14 protein-coding genes and 1 pseudogene are annotated in these 18,117 nt (G+C 67.7%); 3 read left to right on the top strand and 12 right to left on the bottom strand.

Features of this window, described 5'->3' with window-relative positions:
- The 4 genes from GA0116996_RS27665 to GA0116996_RS27650 form a co-directional block, all read right to left on the bottom strand.
- Window positions 1–2,064: an NADH:flavin oxidoreductase gene (locus GA0116996_RS27665; protein WP_092318280.1), complete on the bottom strand. Its 2,064-nt coding sequence runs from the start codon at window positions 2,062–2,064 to the stop codon at window positions 1–3.
- A gap of 77 nt (window positions 2,065–2,141) precedes the next feature.
- The gene (locus GA0116996_RS27660) at window positions 2,142–2,675 is read right to left on the bottom strand and encodes a DUF5943 domain-containing protein (protein ID WP_092318278.1); all 534 of its coding nucleotides are present in this window, start codon (window positions 2,673–2,675) and stop codon (window positions 2,142–2,144) included.
- 140 nt (window positions 2,676–2,815) lie between these two features.
- Entirely contained in the window at window positions 2,816–3,787 is a 972-nt protein-coding gene (locus GA0116996_RS27655; protein WP_092318275.1) for a dipeptidase, read from the bottom strand.
- A 37-nt stretch (window positions 3,788–3,824) separates the two neighbouring features.
- Complete coding sequence (locus tag GA0116996_RS27650) at window positions 3,825–5,099, bottom strand: serine hydroxymethyltransferase (RefSeq protein ID WP_092318272.1); 1,275 nt, start codon at window positions 5,097–5,099, stop codon at window positions 3,825–3,827.
- A 485-nt stretch (window positions 5,100–5,584) separates the two neighbouring features.
- Between GA0116996_RS27650 and GA0116996_RS27640 the strand changes: the two genes are divergently transcribed.
- Window positions 5,585–6,610 (top strand): GlxA family transcriptional regulator, encoded by a 1,026-nt coding sequence (locus GA0116996_RS27640; RefSeq protein WP_092318266.1) that lies wholly within the window; start codon window positions 5,585–5,587, stop codon window positions 6,608–6,610.
- Between the two features lie 92 nt (window positions 6,611–6,702).
- Here the strand turns inward: GA0116996_RS27640 and fdhA are convergent, their stop codons facing one another.
- The 8 genes from fdhA to GA0116996_RS27600 form a co-directional block, all read right to left on the bottom strand.
- The gene (gene fdhA, locus GA0116996_RS27635; RefSeq protein ID WP_092318263.1) at window positions 6,703–7,899 is read right to left on the bottom strand and encodes a formaldehyde dehydrogenase, glutathione-independent; all 1,197 of its coding nucleotides are present in this window, start codon (window positions 7,897–7,899) and stop codon (window positions 6,703–6,705) included.
- A 153-nt stretch (window positions 7,900–8,052) separates the two neighbouring features.
- Window positions 8,053–9,201, bottom strand: coding sequence for a porin (locus tag GA0116996_RS27630; protein WP_092318260.1), 1,149 nt, complete (start codon window positions 9,199–9,201; stop codon window positions 8,053–8,055).
- A gap of 153 nt (window positions 9,202–9,354) precedes the next feature.
- Complete coding sequence (locus GA0116996_RS27625; protein WP_092318257.1) at window positions 9,355–9,819, bottom strand: dihydroneopterin aldolase; 465 nt, start codon at window positions 9,817–9,819, stop codon at window positions 9,355–9,357.
- Complete coding sequence (locus tag GA0116996_RS27620; protein WP_243419796.1) at window positions 9,816–10,469, bottom strand: sarcosine oxidase subunit gamma; 654 nt, start codon at window positions 10,467–10,469, stop codon at window positions 9,816–9,818. Before GA0116996_RS27620 ends, GA0116996_RS27625 begins: the two co-directional genes overlap by 4 nt.
- Entirely contained in the window at window positions 10,459–13,470 is a 3,012-nt protein-coding gene (locus GA0116996_RS27615; protein WP_092318254.1) for a sarcosine oxidase subunit alpha family protein, read from the bottom strand. Before GA0116996_RS27615 ends, GA0116996_RS27620 begins: the two co-directional genes overlap by 11 nt.
- Entirely contained in the window at window positions 13,467–13,763 is a 297-nt protein-coding gene (locus GA0116996_RS27610; protein ID WP_165835240.1) for a sarcosine oxidase subunit delta, read from the bottom strand. Before GA0116996_RS27610 ends, GA0116996_RS27615 begins: the two co-directional genes overlap by 4 nt.
- Window positions 13,764–13,782: 19 nt before the next feature.
- Window positions 13,783–15,027 (bottom strand): sarcosine oxidase subunit beta family protein, encoded by a 1,245-nt coding sequence (locus GA0116996_RS27605; RefSeq protein ID WP_092318251.1) that lies wholly within the window; start codon window positions 15,025–15,027, stop codon window positions 13,783–13,785.
- 13 nt (window positions 15,028–15,040) lie between these two features.
- The gene (locus tag GA0116996_RS27600; protein ID WP_092318247.1) at window positions 15,041–16,429 is read right to left on the bottom strand and encodes an L-serine ammonia-lyase; all 1,389 of its coding nucleotides are present in this window, start codon (window positions 16,427–16,429) and stop codon (window positions 15,041–15,043) included.
- Between the two features lie 332 nt (window positions 16,430–16,761).
- Here GA0116996_RS27600 and GA0116996_RS27595 point away from each other — a divergent pair, with 332 nt between their 5' ends.
- Together GA0116996_RS27595 and GA0116996_RS28165 are read left to right on the top strand one after the other, a co-directional pair.
- Window positions 16,762–17,868 (top strand): GlxA family transcriptional regulator, encoded by a 1,107-nt coding sequence (locus GA0116996_RS27595; RefSeq protein ID WP_243419795.1) that lies wholly within the window; start codon window positions 16,762–16,764, stop codon window positions 17,866–17,868.
- Window positions 17,869–17,983: 115 nt separating this feature from the next.
- A pseudogene (locus GA0116996_RS28165) lies at window positions 17,984–18,117 on the top strand (S-(hydroxymethyl)glutathione dehydrogenase); the annotation flags it as partial.

The raw sequence follows: 18,117 nt of genomic DNA, 5'->3' as shown, positions 1-18,117 counted from the left end.
TCAGAAGTCCTTGACGAGGCGCAGCGCGTCGTAGATCGCGCCGTGGATGTTGTGCATCGAGATGCAGTCGCCAACGCGGAACAGCAGGAAACGGCCGTTGCCGAGCGTTTCCGACAGGCACGGCTGCGGCTCGGCGGCAAACAGCTTGTGCACGTCGACCTGGCCGCGGTTGAGCGATTCCGGCTTGAGCTTCCAGTAGAGCGTGTCGTTCGGCGTCGAGCCGTTCTCGATCACGACCTGGTCGACCGCGCGCTCCTCGAGTTCTTCCGTATACTCGTTGCGCAGCACCGCGATCTTCTTGCCGTCTTCCTCGTAGACACGGTCGAGCCAGTAGTTGGGCGTATGGATCACGCCCTGCGCATACAGGCGGCGGTAGAAGATCGGGAAGGTGGTGCCGCCGCAGTCGTCGGCAACCTTCACGTCGGGCGTGACGATCTCGACCTTTGCGCCGCGGCTGGCCAGGTAGTCGGCAACGCCAGCGCCGGCATGCGTGCTGACGCCGTCGTAGACCAGCACGTTCTGCTTTGCCTCGACGCGCCCGGACAGTACCTCCCACGAGCTGACGGCCAGCCCCTCGGCGACGCCCCACGCGGGCACCTGGTCGGAGAAGGAGCGGCCGCCCGTGGCCAGCACGACGATGTCCGGCTTTTCGGCCATGATCATCTTCGCATCGGCCTCCACGCCGAGCCGGCGCTCGACGCCGAGGCGCTTCGTTTCCATGTCGAACCAGCGCACGATGCCGGCCATCTGCTCGCGCTGCGGCGCCTTCGACGCCAGCATGATCTGCCCGCCGACCTCGGCATTCTTCTCGAACAGCACCACGTCGTGCCCGCGCGCGCGCGCCACCCGGGCCGCCTCCAGGCCCGCCGGGCCCGCGCCGACCACTACCACCTTGCGCTTCGGCCCGCGCGATTTCTCGATCACGTGGGGCATGGTGGCCTCGCGGGAGGTGGCGGCATTCTGCACGCACAGCACGTCGAGGCCGTTGTACTGGCGGTCGATGCAGTAGTTCGCGCCGACGCATTGCTTGATCTCGTCCTCGCGGCCGTCGCGGATCTTGATGACCATGTGCGGGTCGGCCATCTGCGCGCGCGTCATGCCGACCAGGTCGACCATGCCGCTTGCCAGCAGCCGCTCGGCCTGCCCCGCGTCGCGGATGCTCTGCGCGTGCATCACCGGGATCTTCACCACCGACTTGATGCCCGCGGCCAGGTGCACGAACGGCTCGGGCGGCAGCGCCATCGGCGGCATGCAGTTGGCCAGCGTGTTATGCGTGTCGGCGCCCGAGCCGATCACCCCGAGGTAGTCGATCAGCCCCGACTCCGACATGGCCTGCGCGATCTCCTTGAGCTGCTGGTGATCGAGCCCGTCCTCGTGGAACTCGTCGCCGCACATGCGCAGGCCGACGCAGAAGTCCTTGCCGACCGCCTCGCGCACTGCCTGCAACACCTCCACGCCGAAGCGCAGGCGGTTCTGCAGGCTGCCGCCCCATTCGTCGGTGCGGAAGTTGGTGCGCGGGCTCCAGAACTGGTCGATCAGGTGCTGGTGCGCGGCCGAGATCTCGATGCCGTCCATGCCGGCATCCTGGACCCGCCTTGCCGCCGCGGCGAAGTCGGCAATGATGCGGCGGATCTCTTCCGCCTCAATGATCTTGGCGTTGCCGCGGTGCACCGGCTCGCGCACGCCCGAGGGCGACATCAGGTGTGGCCAGTGCTCGCCGTGGAACGCCGAGCGGCGCCCCATATGGGTGGCCTGGATCATGATCTTCGCGCCGTGCCGATGCATCGTCTCCGCCAGCCGGGACAGCGGCTCGACGATCCGGTCCGTGGCCAGGTTCACCGACTTCCACCAGCCCTGGGGGCTGTCGATCGACACCGGGCTTGAGCCGCCGCAGATCGCCAGGCCGACCCCGCCCTTCGCCTTTTCTTCGTAGTAGCGGAGGTAGCGGTCGCCCGGCAGGCCGTCCGGCTCGGCGTACACCTCGGCGTGCGCGGTGCTGACGATCCGGTTGCGCAGCGTCAGCTGGTTGAGCTGCAGGGGTTTGAACAGGTGGGGATAGCGCATCGCAGGCGACCTCTGGCGTTCGTATGTCTTCGTGTTGCGTCTTTGGTGTTGCGGTGGAAGGCGGTGCTGGCGCGCGCTCAGACGGCGATCGCCGACACCTCGAACACGCAATGCCCGTGGCCCTCGGCCGCGCACTGCGCTTCCTTCGATTGCGCGCGCGGCCCGCCGCTGCCGCCCGGCGCGGTGTCGTTGACCCAGTCCATCGCGCCGGCGAACCAGCCGGCGAACATGTAGCAGAGCTTGCCTTCCTTGCCCGGCTGCGCCAGCACGAACGACGAGTGGTGCAGCGCGATGCGCGCGTGCGCCGTCGCCGGATCGGCTTCGAGCAGCGAGAACAGGCCCCAGCCGCGCTGGGACAGCCGCTTCAGGTAATGCTCGTACACCGCCATGCCGGTCAGGCCGTGCAGCTGCGCCTCCTTGTCGCACCAGTGGTAGGCCGACTTGTAGCCGGCCTTGTACAGGATCTCCGCGTACGCCCCGACGCCGAGCGTCTCTTCGACGGCGACGTGGTTGTTGGTGAAGAAATGGCGCGGGACATACAGCATCGGCAGCGCGTCGGTGGTCCAGACGCCGGTGTCGGGATTGACGTCGATCGGCAGTTGCGGTTGCATCGTGGTGGCTCCGTGAGGATGAATTCGCCGCTTGCGTCGTTGCGCAGGCGCGGCATTGCCCGCGTGCCCGCACGGTGCGCGGGCACGTCCCGTTTATCGTGAGTCGCGTGAAGAATGGCTGCGGCTGGCGTGGCCCCCGCTCAGGCGCCCCAGACCTCCCTGAACACCCGCACCCAGTTCTCGCCCATGATCTTGCGGATGCGCGACGCCTTCCAGCCCGCGCGCTCCATCGCCGCGGTCAGGTTCGGGAATTCGCCGATGGTGCGGATGCCTTCTGGATTGACCACCTTGCCGAAGTTGGTCAGCCGGCGGTAGCGGCCCTTGTCGTGCGTCAGCATGTCGAAGAACTCGGTGCTGTAGCCCTGCGTGAAGTCGGTGCCGATGCCGACCGCATCCTCGCCGACCAGGTTGACGACATAATCGATCGCCTCGATGTAGTCCTCGACGGTGGCGTCGATGCCGCGCTTCAGGAACGGCGCGAACATGGTCACGCCGACGAAGCCGCCGGCATCGGCGATCTCCCTGAGCTGCGCGTCGCTCTTGTTGCGCGGGTGCTCCTTCAGGCCGGACGGCAGGCAGTGCGAATAGCAGACCGGCTTCTTCGAGAAGGCGATGGCTTCGGACGAGGTGTTGCCGCCGACATGCGACAGGTCGACCATGATGCCGACGCGGTTCATCTCGGTGATCACCTCGCGGCCGAAGTCCGACAGCCCGCCGTCGCGCTCGTAGCAGCCGGTGCCCACCAGGTTCTGCGTGTTGTAGCAGAGCTGCACCACGCGCACGCCCATGTCGGCGAACGCCTCGATATAGCCCAGGTTGTCCTCGAACGCGTGCGCGTTCTGGAAGCCGAGGATCACGCCGGTCTTGCCTTCGCGCTTGGCGCGCAGGATGTCGTCGGTGCCGCGGACCAGGGTCAGCAGTTCGCTGTGGTCACGGATCTGCTGCTTCATCTGCGCGATGTTGTCGACGGTCTTGGTGAAATTCTCCCAGACCGAGACGGTGCAGTTGGCGGCGGTGACGCCGCCCTTGCGCATGTCTTCGAACACCGAGCGCTCGAACTTCGAGATGTTCAGGCCGTCGATGATGATGCTGTCTTCGTGCAGCGGGCTCATGGTTTGCTCCACTCCTTGGCTCAGTTCTGGTCGCATCTCAGTAGATCGGAAAGCGGTCGCACAGCGCGAAGATCTCGCGCCGCACGCGCTGCTCGGTGGCCGGGTCGCCTTCCGGGTTCGCGCGCAACGCCTCGAACACCTCGAGGATCAGCCGGCCGACCTGGCGGAACTCGGCGACGCCGAAACCGCGCGTGGTGGCGGCCGGAGCGCCCAGCCGGATGCCCGACGTAATGGTCGGCTTCTCGGTGTCGAACGGAATGCCGTTCTTGTTGCAGGTGATGCCGGCGCGCTCGAGCGCCTGCTCGACCTGCGTACCCTTGAGCCCCTTGGGGCGCAGGTCGACCAGCAGCAGGTGATTGTCGGTGCCGCCGGTGACCAGGTCGACGCCGCCCTCCTTCAGCACTTCGCCAAGCGCCTGGGCGTTCGCCAGCACATTGTCGATATAGGTCCTGAACTCCGGCTGCAGCGCCTCGCCGAACGCGACCGCCTTGGCCGCGATCACATGCATCAGGGGGCCGCCCTGCAGGCCGGGGAACACCGCAGAGTTGATCTTCTTCGCAATCTCCTCGTCGTTGGTCAGCACGAAGCCGCCGCGCGGACCGCGCAGGGTCTTGTGCGTGGTCGAGGTGACGACGTGCGCATGCTCGACCGGGTTGGCATGGCGGCCCGCGGCGATCACGCCGGCGATGTGCGCCATGTCGACCATCAGCTTCGCGCCAACGCTGTCGGCAATGGCGCGGAAGCGGGCGAAATCCAGCTGGCGCGGGTAGGCGGAGAAGCCGGCGATGATCAGGCCGGGCTTGTGCTCGTGCGCAAGCGCTTCGACCTGGTCGTAGTCGATCAGCATGGTGTCGCGGCTCACGCCGTACTGCACCGCATTGAACCACTTGCCGGACAGGGCCGGCCTGGCGCCATGGGTTAGGTGGCCGCCGGCATCGAGCGACATGCCCAGCACGGTGTCGCCCGGCCTGGCCAGTGCCAGCATCACCGAGCCGTTGGCCTGCGCGCCGGAGTGCGGCTGCACATTGGCGAAGCCGGCATTGAACAGCTGCTTCACGCGGTCGATGGCGAGCGCCTCGACTTCATCCGCGAATTCGCAGCCGCCGTAGTAGCGCTTGCCCGGATAGCCTTCGGCGTACTTGTTGGTCAGAACCGAGCCCTGCGCCTCCAGCACCGCGCGCGACACGATGTTCTCCGACGCGATCAGTTCGACCTGCGACTGCTGCCGCTCGAGTTCCTTCACGAGTGCGCCGCGCACCCGCGAGTCGCGCTCGGCCAGGGGCTGCGAAAAGAAAGACTTGGTGTTCGACATAGGGTATCCGTGGCTGATTGAATGGGCTGCTGACAGGGCGAGGCGCCCGCTGCGCCCGGAGGGCTTGCCCGGTTCGGCGCAGCGTTGCCGACGGATCTATTCTTGTCGTTCGGGTTTTTGACCGGTTGGTGAATTCAGACGCGTTCTTTTCCATTTCCGCCATGCGCGTCCGATTTGGACAAGTGGGCCACGCAACGCATCGGAACCTTGTGCCGGATGCGGCCGGCCGCGCGACCACGGGCCGGGTGCCAACCCCGTGCCTCCACCGGACGTCGATGCACCGCACCGGTGCCTTGCACCGACGCGGCGCCGTGCGCGCGCCACGTATTCGCGGCATTGCGGCGCTTGCGGCGGGTCGCCGCCACCCCTCGCTAGGGTTTCGCCGTATGGCACGTTTGTTGCGCGCGCATTATGAATATCGATAGACGGCACCGCGCCTTTCCCCAAGGCCACAAAAGCCCGCCAGAAACCAAGGAACGCCCCCAATGTCCACCGACCGAACCGCGTCGCTGTCCCACTTTGCGTTCATGCCGCTGCCCAACTTCACGATGATCGCGTTCACCAACGCCATCGAAGTGCTGCGCATGGCCAACTACCTGAGCGGGCAGGAACTCTACCGCTGGTCAGTCATCAGCCCCGAAGGCGGCCCGGTGACGGCAAGCAACGGCCTGACCATCGACACGCTTGCGGCCGACAGCATCGGGCGGCCGGACATCGTGTTCGCATGCGGCGGCATCGACGTGCAGCGCGCCACCGGCGCCAGCCACCTGTCGACGCTGCGCCGCGCTGCGCGCGAAGGGCTGATGCTGGGCAGCCTGTGCACCGGCACGTACGCGCTGGCCAAGGCGGGGCTGTTGTCGGGCTATGCCTGCGCCATCCACTGGGAAAACATGTCGGCGCTGAAGGAGGAGTTTCCCGGCACGCGTTTCCTGAAGGAACTGTTCGTGATCGACCGCGACCGCGTGACCTGCACCGGCGGTGTCGCGCCGCTCGACATGATGCTGTATCTGATCGCCACGCGCGTCGGCACGGGCCGCGTCACGCAGATCGCCGAGCAGTTCATCGTCGAGCATGTGCGCGACACCAGCGCGCAGCAGAAGATGCCGCTGGTGGCGCGGCTGGGGTCGGCGAACAAGTCGCTGTTCGAGGTGATCGCGCTGATGGAGAACAACATCGAGGAGCCGTTGTCGCGCGAGGAACTGGCGCGCCTGGCGATGATGTCGCAGCGGCAGCTGCAGCGGCTGTTCCGCGACCACCTCGGCATGACGCCGACGCACTATTACCTGACGCTGCGGCTACGGCGGGCGCGCGAGCTGCTGTTGCAGACCGACATGTCGATCATGCACATCACGATGGCGTGCGGGTTCCAGTCGGCCTGCCATTTCAGCAAGAGCTATCGCGAGGCGTTCGGGGTGGCGCCGACGCGCGAGCGGCGGGCGCAGGCGGCGCCGCTGGCGAAGGCTCCCTTGCATGGGCAGGGCCAGAGGTATGCGCCGGTGATGCATGCCTGAGGAATGCAGCACGCCGGTTTGCCCCCTCTCCCGCAAGCGGGAAAGGGGGCAAACCTTCAGCGGGTTTTCGTTTCCCCCGGGACGTTACCGGATCACGCCGCCAGCATCCCGTGCGGATCGATGACGAATTTGCGCGGCGCGCCGCCGTCGAACTGCTGGTAGCCTTGCGGCGCCTGGTCCAGTGAAATCACCGACACATTGACGATCTCGGCGATCGGCAGGCGGTTATGCAGGATGGCCTGCATCAGGTTGCGGTTGTACTTCACCACCGGCGTCTGCCCGGTATGGAAGGAATGCGACTTGGCCCAGCCCAGGCCGAAGCGCAGGCTCAGGCTGCCGCGTTGTGCCGCGGCGTCCTTCGCACCCGGATCGTCGGTCACGTAGAGGCCCGGGATGCCGATCGCGCCCGCGGGCCGGGTGATCTCCATCAGCGAGTTCAGCACCGTCGCGGGTGCCTCCTCCACATGGCCCGACGCACCGTGGCCGTGCGCCTCGAAGCCAACGCAATCCACCGCGCAATCGATCTCGGGCGTGCCGAGGATGGCGGCGATCTGCTCGCCCAGGGTTGCGTCCTGCGACAGGTCCACCACCTCGAAGCCCATTGCCCGGGCGTGGGCCAGCCGCGCCGGGTTCATGTCGCCGACGATGGTGCAGGCCGCGCCCAGCAGGCGCGCCGACGCCGCTGCCGCCATGCCGACCGGTCCTGCGCCGGCAATGTAGACGGTCGAGCCCGGCTTCACGCCGGCCGTGACGGCGCCGTGGTAGCCGGTCGGCAGGATGTCCGACAGGCAGGTCAGGTCGCGAATCTTTGCCATCGCCTGGTCCCGGTCGGGGAACCTGAGCAGGTTGAAGTCGGCGTACGGCACCATCACGTACTCGGACTGCCCGCCGATCCAGCCGCCCATGTCGACGTAACCGTAGGCACCGCCGGCACGCGACGGATTGACGCTCAGGCAGACGCCGGTATGCTGCTCCTTGCACATCGCACAGCGGCCGCAGGCGACGTTGAACGGCACCGAGACCAGGTCGCCGATCTTCAGCGTCTCGACGTCGCGGCCGATCTCGATCACCTCGCCGGTAATTTCATGGCCGAGCACGAGGCCCACTTCTGCGGTGGTGCGGCCGCGCACCATGTGCTGGTCCGAGCCGCAGATGTTCGTCGTCACCACCTTGAGGATCACGCCGTGGCCGATCGCGCGACCGCTGGGATCGACCATCTTCGGATAGTCGATGTTCTGCACCGCGACCTTGCCCGGTCCAAGATAAACGACACCCCGGTTGTTGCTCATCGCTTCGTCTCCATGTCTCGTTAGGGCCTGCCGGGTCCGCGCCCGTCGGCGCGGCATCCACGGCATGCGTGTTCGAGAGTAGTGCGCTGCGCCGCGGCCTCTTGTGCAAAATCCGACGCCGGTTTGAGCAGGCCCGACATTGCCGCCGGCGGTTCAGAACTTGTGGCGGATCGCGGCGCGCACCAGCACCTGGCTCGAGGTCGACGACGCGTCGGCCGCGCCGGGGATATAGGCCCGGTCCAGTGCCGTGCCGGTCCGGTCGCCGCTGACGCGCTGGTAGACGCCCTGCAGATAGACGTCGGTCCGCTTCGAGAAGTTGTAGTCCGCCATCAGGCCGATGCTGTGGACCCTGGGCCTGGCCTCGCCCGACGACGCCTGGAACTTCTCGGTGGTCAGCGTGTAGACCGCGCCGGCATAGAACGCCGGCGTGAACTGGTACTTGAGGTTGAATTCGAAGTTCTGGAACTTGAGCGCGTCCAGCGTGCCGGTGGCGGGCAGGATCGACCCGGAGATGTACGAGGTCGACAGCGGCTGCGTCAGGTTGGTGTTCGAGTAGGCAAAGCCCGCCGTCGCGGCCCCGAAGGTGTAGTTGACGCCGGCGCCGAAGATGCGCAGCCGCCGGGCCAGGAAGTTCTGGTCGCCGCCGGCGCTGATGGCACCGTTGGCCGTGGCCGACGGGTTGTCGGCCTGCAGGTAGGCCGCCGCCAGCAGCCAGCCGCCGTTCGCGTACTGCATGCCCGCGCCGTACTGGCGGTTGTTGGCAAAGTTGGTGTCGTTGCTGAAGCTGTAGGTGCCGCCGAACTGGAAGCCGCCAAGCGTGGGGCTGGTGTACTTGACCGTGTTGTTGACGCGGAACGAGTAGACCATGTTGTCGTTGTCGTAGGGGTGGCCGAACAGGTAGCCGCCCCAGTTGCCGACCACGGTGGTCTGGGCCAGGTAGTCGATCACGGAATCGTACTGGCGCCCCAGCGTGACGGTGCCGAGCCGGTCGTCGGACAGTCCGACATAGGCCTGCCGGCCAAACATCGCCCCACCCTGTGCCGCCCTGCCGGTGCTGGCATTGAAACCATTCTCCAGCTGGAACAGCGCCTTGACGCCGCCTCCCAGGTCTTCCGATCCCTTCAGGCCCCAGCGGCTGCCCTGGGCGAAGCCGCTCTGCATCTCGACCAGCCGGTCGCCGCCGACATTGTTGGTGTAGTTGATGCCTTCGTCGATGATGCCGTACAGCGTTACGCTGCCCTGGGCAAAGGCGGGCGTAGAACACAGCAGCGCGATGGTCAGTCCTGGCGTGGCTCTTTTCATTGGATTTCCTCCTTGTGTCGTGGCGCGGCGCCGCCACGCCGATTGGCACGGCAGCGACGCGCTACGAGAGTAGTCTCCATCGCGGTATTGGCTGCATGCCAAAACCGACGCGCGCTTGGCCGGCGCCGCCACGCCCGCCACGCCCGCCACCCCTCAGGCAGGCTTGCCGGTACGGCGCAGATAGTCGGCGCGGGTCCATTCCAGCTCGACACCGACGCGCTGGGTGCCGGGGCGGATCCTGGGCTTGTGCGCCGCGAGGGTCAGGGTGTCGAGCGCCGGCCATTCGCGGAACGACAGCTCCGCGATGTCGGCCACCAGGGTCTCGAGCAGCCGCGTATGCGGCTTGCCCGCCAGGAACGTTGCGACGCGCGCGCAATAGCCCTCGTAGTCGATCCACTCGGCCGCTTCGCTGGGCTCGCGCCGGTAGCCCAGGCGCGCGTCGATCACCACCGGCTGCGGCGCGTCATGCTCGTGCGGATGGATGCCGATGCGCACCGGCACCGTCAGGGCGTCGATAAAGACGCTCCAGCCCCGCCCCGGCAGCAGTGGCGCCTCGAGGCCATCGAGTGCGTTGAGTCCCGGCCGCGGCTCGCTGAACACCTGCTCGACCGGCTTCATGACAGCAGCGGCGTCGCCGCGTCGAGCAGGATGCGGCAGAAGTAGTCAGCGAAACTGCGGCGCACCACGATCTCGTAGCGGTCGTCGCCGGTCGGCAGCAGGATGACGGGCGCCTTGAAGTAATGGCTCTGCGCGCATTGCCCCGCGCCGAACACACGCGGATGCAGGTCGAGCGGGCAGCCCCGCGCCAGCACGTCGCGCACGCGGTCGCCGCTGATCTCGACCACCGTATAGCCACTGCCGACATCGACCGCGGCGGAGTACGAGCCGGCGATGGCCGGCGCCAGCTTGCCCTCCAGCACGCCGGCCGTCACCGGCGCGCTGGAGCGCACCAGCCATTCGTCCGGGCCCAGCCACAGCACGTCGTAGGCGGCGCTGCGCGCGACCGTGTTGGGCGCGGCCGGCGGACAGCAGCCCACCACGCCCTCGAAGCCGTCGACGAAGGCGGCATCGGCCAGCTCGCCGCGCACCATCACCAGGTCGAGGAACTGCCGCTCGCGCACCGTGAAGTACATCGAGCCGCGCAGGTGCGGCGCTTCCAGCAGGCCGGCGGCGCCGACCAGCGGCGACTCCAGGCGCACGTCGCGCGTGCGGGCGTTCGGCACCGGCGCATCGGCCAGTGCGGTAGCAATGCCTTGTTCATTCCACATTCTGGCGCACTCCTTCGCTATCGTAGAAAACCGGGCTGGAAATCTTCGCGCTCACGCGGCGGCCATCGGCCAGCGGGATCGCGACGCTCTCGCCCATCTTGCCCAGCCCGCCCTTGACCACGGCAAGCGCGATCGAGCGCTGCAGGATCGGGCTGTAGTAGCTCGAGGTCACGTGGCCGATCATCGGCGTCGGCTCGGTGGTCGACACGCGCGTCTGCGGCGCGACGATCTGCGCGCCCTCGGGCAGCACGAACTGGGCGTCGTCGGTCAGCAGGCCGACGAACTGCTTGCGCCCTTCCTTGGCCGTGTCCGAGCGCGTCAGCGAGCGCTTGCCGAGGAAGTCCTTCGACTTTGCCACCAGCCCGCCCATGCCGAGGTCATACGGCGTGATCGAGCCGTCGGTGTCCTGGCCGACGATGATGTAGCCCTTCTCGGCACGCAGCACGTGCATGGTCTCGGTGCCGTACGGCGTGATGTCGAACTCGGCGCCGGCGGCCATCAGCGCCTCCCACACCGCACGCCCGGCGTTGGCCGGCACGTTGACCTCGTAGGCCAGCTCGCCCGAGAAGCTGATGCGCATCACGCGCGCCCTGGCGCCCGCCACGGTGCCGTTGCGGTAGCTCATGAACGGGAACGCCGCGTTGGCGAAGTCGATGTCGGCGCAGACCTTCCGCAGCACCTTGCGGCTGTTCGGCCCCACCACGGCGAAGGTGGCCCAGTGGTCGGTCACCGACGACAGGCGCACCTTCAGGTCCGGCCACTCGGTCTGCAGCCAGCGCTCCATCCAGGTCAGCACGCGCGCGGCGCCCCCGGTGGTGGTGGTCATCATGAAATGCTGCTCGCCCAGGCGCACGGTCACGCCGTCGTCGAACACCATGCCGTTCTCGTCGAGCATCAGGCCGTAGCGGCACTTGCCGACCTCGAGCTTGCCCCAGGGGTTGGTGTACATCCAGTTCAGCAGCGTGACCGCGTCCGGGCCCTGGATGTCGATCTTGCCCAGCGTCGACGCATCGAGGATGCCCACGCTGTTGCGCACGGCCAGGCATTCGCGCTTGACCGCGGCGTGCAGGTCCTCGCCCCGCTTCGGAAAATACCAGGGGCGCTTCCAGTTGCCGACGTCCTCGAACAAGGCGCCGTTGGCGACGTGCCATTCGTGCACGCAGGTCTTGCGCACCGGGTCGAGGAAGTCGCCGATCTCGCGCCCGGCGAAGGTGCCGAACGTGACCGGCGTGTAGTTGGGCCGGAACGTGGTGGTGCCGGTCTCGGGAATCGACTTGCCCAGCGCCTGCGCCAGGATCGCCATGCCGTTGATGTTGCCGAGCTTGCCCTGGTCGGTGCCGAAGCCCATCGCGGTATAGCGCTTGACGTGCTCGACCGACTCGAAGCCTTCGCGCGCCGCCAGCAGGATGTCGGCAGCCGCGACGTCGTTCTGGAAATCGACGAACTGCTTGGGCCCGCGCGCGGCGGCCTCGCGGCTGCCCACCAGCCACAGCGGCAGCAACGGGCCTTCGGCAACGGCGCTGACCTTCGGCGCCGGCGGCCGCTTGGCCGTGATGAAGCCGGCGGCCCTGGCCGCCTCGGTGCCGGCTTCCAGCGCCAGCGGCAGCGCCAGCGCCAGGTTGAATTCGCCCGCGGCCGCGCCGACGCTGCACTCGGCCTGCATCGACTTGCCCGGCACGAAGCAGGTCTTGTCGTCGCTCCACTGCGCCTTGCCGCCCGATTGCGCGAACAGGTGCAGCACCGGGCTCAGGCCGCCCGACATCGCGACCAGGTCGCAGGCGATCTTCGACACCTTGGCGCCGACCGCGCCGTTGGCATAGGATGCGACGCTGACCGAGTTGACGTGCGTCTTGCCGGCGGCGGCCACCACCACCGCGCCGTTCATCACCGCCACGCCCTGCCGCCTGGCCGCCGCGGGCAGCGCCCCGGCGGTGGTGGCGCGCGGATCGACCACAGTCACCCTGGCGCCGCACGCCTTCAGGTCCAGCGCCGCCTGGTAGCCGCGGTCGTTATTGGTGAACACCACGGCCTCGCGTCCCGGCAGCACGCTGTAGCGGTGGATGTAGGCCGACACCGCCGAGGCCATCATCACCCCCGGCAGGTCGTTGTTGCCGAACACGATCGGACGCTCGTGCGCGCCGGTCGCGAGGATCACCCGTTTGGCGCGGATTTTCCACAGCAGCTCGCGCGAGCCGTGGCGCATCGAGACCGACAGGTGGTCGGTCAGGCGCTGCGTGACGGTGACCAGGTTATGGTCCTGGTAGCCAAAGGCATTGCTGCGCGACAGGATCGTCACGTCCGGCAGCTTGCGCAGCTTCGCCTCGGTCTCGGCGACCCACTGCAGCGCCGGCTTGCCGTTGATGTCGGCGCGCGCGGACAGCAGGCTGCCGCCGAGTTCGCACTGGTCGTCGACCAGGATCACGCGCGCCCCCGTCACCGCCGCCGCATGCGCCGCGGCCAGGCCGGTGGGGCCGCCGCCGACCACCAGCACGTCGCAGTGCGCGTAGCACTTGTCGTAGCGGTCGGCGTCAAGCGTCGTCGGCGCCTTGCCCAGGCCGGCCGCCGCGCGGATCTTCTCCTCGTAGCGGGGCCACATCTTGCGCGGCCACATGAAGGTCTTGTAGTAGAAGCCGGCGGGCATGAAGCGCGCGAACTTCTGGTTGACCGCCATGCGGTCGCGCTCCAGGTCGGGCTCGGCGTTCACGCTGGTCGCGACCAGTCCCTGGTACAGCTCGATCTCGGTCGCGCGCGCGTTCGGCACCGTGTAGGCGCCGCCCTCCAGCTGTACCACCGCGTTCGGCTCGGCCACGTCGGCGGTCATGATGCCGCGCGGGCGATGGTACTTGAAGCTGCGCGCGACGAAGCGCACGCCGTTGGCAAGCAGCGCCGAGGCCAGCGTGTCGCCCTGGAAGCCCTGGTACACGCGCCCGTTGAAGGTAAAGGACAGCGGCTTGCCGCGATTGATGCGGCCGCCGGTGCCGAGACGGTGTTTCTGGCTCATTGCTTGCCCCTTCCCTGCGGTGCGTTGGCGGCGGGCTGGCCGAAGGTCTCGTAGCCCTTGATGTCATAGGTGACGGTGTCGCGCTCGGCCTTGAACCAGCGCCGGCAGCCCTGTGCGTGCAGCCACTGCTCGCGGTGCATGCCGCGGGTGTTGGTGCGCATGAACAGGTAGTCGCCCCATTCGCGGTCGGACAGCTTGTCGGTCTCCAGCGGGCGCGCGATGTCAGCCTCGCCGCCGCACGAGAATTCGGATTCGGCGCGCGGGCCGCACCATGGACATTGGATCAGCAGCATGTCGTTCTCCTGCTTGGGTTCAGTGCGCGACGGCAGCAGCGCCGTGCTCGTCGATCAGGTGGCCGGTATAGAAGCGGTCCAGAGAAAACGGGGCGTTCAGCGCATGCGGCTGGTCGCGCGCGATGGTGTGCGCGTAGGCCCAGCCCGAGCCGGGCGTCGCCTTGAACCCGCCGGTACCCCAGCCGCAGTTGAAATACAGCCCCTTCACGTCGGTCTTGCTGATGATCGGGCACGCGTCCGGCGAGGTGTCGACGATGCCGCCCCACTGGCGGTTCATGCGCACCCGCGAGAACACCGGGAACATCTCGACGATGGCCTGCAGCGTGCCTTCGATGACCTGGAAGCTGCCGCGCTGGCCGAAGCCGGTGTACTGGTCGATGCCCGCGCCGATCACCAGGTCGCCCTTGTCGGACTGGCTGATATAGGCGTGCACCGCATTGGACATGATCACCGAGTTGACCACCGGCTTGATCGGTTCCGACACCAGCGCCTGCAACGGGTGGCTTTCCAGCGGCAGGCGGATGCCCGCCATGTCGGCCAGCGTGGTGGTGTTGCCGGCCGCCACCACCGCGACCTTCTTTGCCTTGATGAAGCCCTTCACCGTGTCGACGCCGACCACCGCGCCGCCATCGCGGCGGATGCCGGTGACCTGGCAGTTCTGGATGATGTCGACGCCGGCGCGGTCGGCGCCGCGGGCGAAGCCCCAGGCCACGGCATCGTGGCGGGCCACCCCGGCGCGGCGCTGGATCGACGCGCCCAGCACCGGGTAGCGGCTGTTCAGGTTGATGGTGGGCTCGATCTCCTTGACCTGCGCCGGCGTCAGGAACTCGGCATCGACACCGTTGAGGCGGTTGGCGTTCACGCGCCGCTCGGTGTCGCGCACGTCCTGCAGCGTGTGCGCCAGGTTCATCACGCCGCGCTGGCTGAACATGACGTTGTAGTTCAGGTCCTGCGACAGACCCTCCCACAGCTTCATCGCCTTTTCGTAGAGCGCCGCGGACTCGTCCCACAGGTAGTTGGAGCGCACGATGGTGGTGTTGCGCGCGGTATTGCCGCCGCCGATCCATCCTTTCTCCAGCACCGCCACGTTGGTGATGCCGTGTTCCTTCGCCAGGTAGTACGCGGTCGCCAGGCCGTGCCCGCCCCCGCCGACGATGACCACGTCATACTCGCGCCTGGGCTCGGGGCTTCTCCACTGCTTCTCCCAGTTCTCGTGGTACGACAGCCCGTTGCGAAACAGGCTGAAGATTGAATAGCGGCTCATTTCCGACACTCCCTTAGCATTCAATGACGTTCACGGCCAGGCCGCCGCGCGACGTCTCCTTGTATTTCGTCTTCATGTCGGCGCCGGTCTCGCGCATGGTCTTGATCACCGAGTCGAGCGACACGTAATGCTGGCCATCGCCCTTGAGCGCCATGCGCGAGGCGTTGAGCGCCTTGATCGCGCCCATCGCATTGCGCTCGATGCACGGGATCTGCACCAGCCCGCCGACCGGGTCGCAGGTCATGCCGAGGTTGTGCTCCATGCCGATCTCGGCGGCGTTCTCGACCTGGTCGGGGGTGCCGCCCATCACCGCCGCGAGCGCGGCCGCGGCCATCGAGCACGCCACGCCGACCTCGCCCTGGCAGCCGACCTCGGCGCCGGAGATCGATGCGGTCTCCTTGTAGATCATGCCGATCGCGGCCGCGGTCAGCAGGAAGTCGACGATGCCGTCGTCGTTCGAGCCGGGCACGAACTTCACGTAGTAGTGGAGCACCGCCGGAATCACGCCGGCCGCGCCGTTGGTCGGCGCGGTGACCACGCGCCCGCCCGCGGCGTTCTCTTCGTTGACCGCCATCGCGTACAGGTTGACCCAGTCGAGCATCGACAGCGGATCGCGCAGCGATTCCTCGGAGCGCGTTCGCAGCCGGTGGTTGAGTTCCGCCGCGCGGCGCTTGACGCGCATGGGCCCGGGCAGCTCTCCCTCGACCTTGCAGCCGCGCTCGACGCAGGCGGCCATCGCGTGCCAGATCGCCAGCAGCCCGGCGCGCACCTCCTCGGCCGGGCGCAGCGCGCATTCATTGCGCAAGACCAGTTCGGCGATCGACAGCCCGCTGGCGCCGCACGCCTGCATCAGCTCGGCGCCGGTGCGGAACGGGTATGGCACTTCCGCGGCCGAGCGCACGCCGTTGACGCGGTCGCCGTCGCGGTTGACGACGAAGCCGCCGCCGACCGAGTAATACTCCTTCTCGACCAGCAACTGCCCCTGCTCGTCGAACGCCTGGAAGCGCATGCCGTTGGGATGCACCATGCTGCCGGTGCCGCTCATCAGGCGGCGGTAGAAACCGAGGTGCTCCTTTTCATCGAAGCCGATCTCGTGCTTGCCGAGCAGCCGCATGCGCTTGTCCTTGCGGATCTGCGCCAGGCGCGGTTCGATCGAATCGGGGTCGATGCGGTCGGGCAGGCTGCCTTCCAGGCCCAGCAGCACCGCCTTGTCGCTGCCATGGCCCTTGCCGGTCGCGCCGAGCGAGCCATACAATTCCGCCCGCACGCGGCGCACGAAGCCGAGCAGGTTCGCATCCTCGAGGTGGGATGCGAAGCGGCACGCGGCGATCATCGGGCCGACCGTGTGCGAACTCGAGGGTCCGATGCCGATCTTGAACAGGTCGAATACGCTGACATTCATCTGACTGCCTCTCTGCGGGGTGCTGGGTTGCTTTCGTTGGGAGCCAGTACAGCAGAGCGCGGGATTTGCAGATAGAACAAAACCGGCATCGGCGTGGGATGCCGGCGCCAGCGGCCCGGCCCTACCGGCCGGGATTTCGCTTTGGCGATGATTCGCGTCGGAATTGTGCAAGTCGGCGGCGGGCGGATCGGCGACTCTGGCGACTCTAGCGGGGGACGGAACGCGTCGTCCGCATACCACTTTTCCGGCGCCGGGACGCCCTGCCCTGCCCGTCGACTCCGGGCTAACCCGGATCCGCTGTCCCGCGCGAGCCTGTCAAGATGAATGCCGCCATGACCCCAGACGTTCCCATTTCTCCCGTCGCCGCGCCGGCGCCCCGGCGCCTCCGCTTCGGCATCGTGCTGCTGCCGAATTTCACGCTGACTGCGTTTTCCGGCTTCGTCGACATGCTGCGGCTGTCGGCGGACGACGGCGACTACAGCAAGCCGGTACGCTGCGTCTGGAGCGTGATCGGCAACACACTTGCGCCGGTGCGCGCGAGCTGCGGGATCCAGGTCGCGCCGTGGGAGACCTTCGATGAGGCCGAGCCGTTCGACTACGTGGTGGTCGTGGGCGGGCTGCTCCACTCGGGCCCGCAGGCAGGGCCCGAGACGCTCGACTTCATCCGCCGCGCCGCGGGCGGCGGCGCCACCCTGGTCGGGATCTGCACCGGGGTCTTCTCGCTGATGCGTGCCGGCGTGCTCGACGGCCACCGGGCCTGCGTCAGCTGGTTCCACTACTGGGATTTCATCGAGCGCTTCCCGTCGGCCGATCCCGACCTGCTGATCGCCGACCGGCTGTTCGTGATCGACCGCCGGCGCATCACCTGCTCGGGCGGGCGCGCGTCGATCGACGTCGCCGCGGCGATCCTGCTGCGCCACTTCGACCATGCCACCGTGCAGAAGGCGCTGCGGATCCTGCTGGTCGGCGAGATGCAGAAGGGCAATGCGCCGCAGCCGCACCCGCCGGGGCTGGAGCCGGCCACGCACCCGAAGGTCAAGCGCGCGATCCTGCTGATGGAGCAGCATGTCGGGCGCGCATTGCCGCTGGATGAACTTGCCTGCAAGCTCGACCTGTCGGCCCGCCAGCTCGAGCGCCTGTTCAAGGCCGAGACCGGCAAGAGCCCGCAGGTATTCGCCAGGCAGGTGCGACTGCGCACCGCCGCGTGGCTGCTGACCAGCTCCGACCGCAGCGTTGCCGACATTGCGCTGAGCTGCGGCTTTGCCGACGCCTCGCACCTGGGGCGCGAATTCCGCAAGCAATACGGCGTGCCGCCCGCGACCTACCGCGACAAGGGCGCGCCGCCCGCCGCATCCGCCTTCGCCGCGGACGACGATGGCGACACACCCTGCACGCTCGTCGTGCCTGAACGCGAAGAAGGGGATGCAAGCCACGCCTGATCGCGGCCACCGGCCAACCTGGGTCGGATTTCGGACAAATCCATGCCGGCCGGCCCGCCATCGGCGCCGCCCGCCTTATAGTCTCGCGCTACGAACCAATCGACAGGACCGACCAATGAAAACACGTGCAGCAGTTGCCTGGGGTGCGGGAAAGCCGCTGACGATCGAAGACGTCGACCTCGACGGCCCGCGCGCCGGCGAAGTGCTGGTGGAAGTGAAGGCCACCGGCATCTGCCACACCGACTACTA

This window comes from Cupriavidus alkaliphilus (assembly GCF_900094595.1).
Lineage (GTDB): Bacteria > Pseudomonadota > Gammaproteobacteria > Burkholderiales > Burkholderiaceae > Cupriavidus > Cupriavidus alkaliphilus.
This window is presented reverse-complemented; position numbering and strand designations above follow the sequence as displayed.

Coding starts and splice junctions, on each gene's coding strand:
- GA0116996_RS27665 (WP_092318280.1), bottom strand. CDS start 2,064: ATGCGCTATCCCCACCTGTTCAAACCCCTGCAGCTCAACCAGCTGACG.
- GA0116996_RS27660 (WP_092318278.1), bottom strand. CDS start 2,675: ATGCAACCGCAACTGCCGATCGACGTCAATCCCGACACCGGCGTCTGG.
- GA0116996_RS27655 (WP_092318275.1), bottom strand. CDS start 3,787: ATGAGCCCGCTGCACGAAGACAGCATCATCATCGACGGCCTGAACATC.
- GA0116996_RS27650 (WP_092318272.1), bottom strand. CDS start 5,099: ATGTCGAACACCAAGTCTTTCTTTTCGCAGCCCCTGGCCGAGCGCGAC.
- GA0116996_RS27640 (WP_092318266.1), top strand. CDS start 5,585: ATGTCCACCGACCGAACCGCGTCGCTGTCCCACTTTGCGTTCATGCCG.
- fdhA (WP_092318263.1), bottom strand. CDS start 7,899: ATGAGCAACAACCGGGGTGTCGTTTATCTTGGACCGGGCAAGGTCGCG.
- GA0116996_RS27630 (WP_092318260.1), bottom strand. CDS start 9,201: ATGAAAAGAGCCACGCCAGGACTGACCATCGCGCTGCTGTGTTCTACG.
- GA0116996_RS27625 (WP_092318257.1), bottom strand. CDS start 9,819: ATGAAGCCGGTCGAGCAGGTGTTCAGCGAGCCGCGGCCGGGACTCAAC.
- GA0116996_RS27620 (WP_243419796.1), bottom strand. CDS start 10,469: ATGTGGAATGAACAAGGCATTGCTACCGCACTGGCCGATGCGCCGGTG.
- GA0116996_RS27615 (WP_092318254.1), bottom strand. CDS start 13,470: ATGAGCCAGAAACACCGTCTCGGCACCGGCGGCCGCATCAATCGCGGC.
- GA0116996_RS27610 (WP_165835240.1), bottom strand. CDS start 13,763: ATGCTGCTGATCCAATGTCCATGGTGCGGCCCGCGCGCCGAATCCGAA.
- GA0116996_RS27605 (WP_092318251.1), bottom strand. CDS start 15,027: ATGAGCCGCTATTCAATCTTCAGCCTGTTTCGCAACGGGCTGTCGTAC.
- GA0116996_RS27600 (WP_092318247.1), bottom strand. CDS start 16,429: ATGAATGTCAGCGTATTCGACCTGTTCAAGATCGGCATCGGACCCTCG.
- GA0116996_RS27595 (WP_243419795.1), top strand. CDS start 16,762: ATGACCCCAGACGTTCCCATTTCTCCCGTCGCCGCGCCGGCGCCCCGG.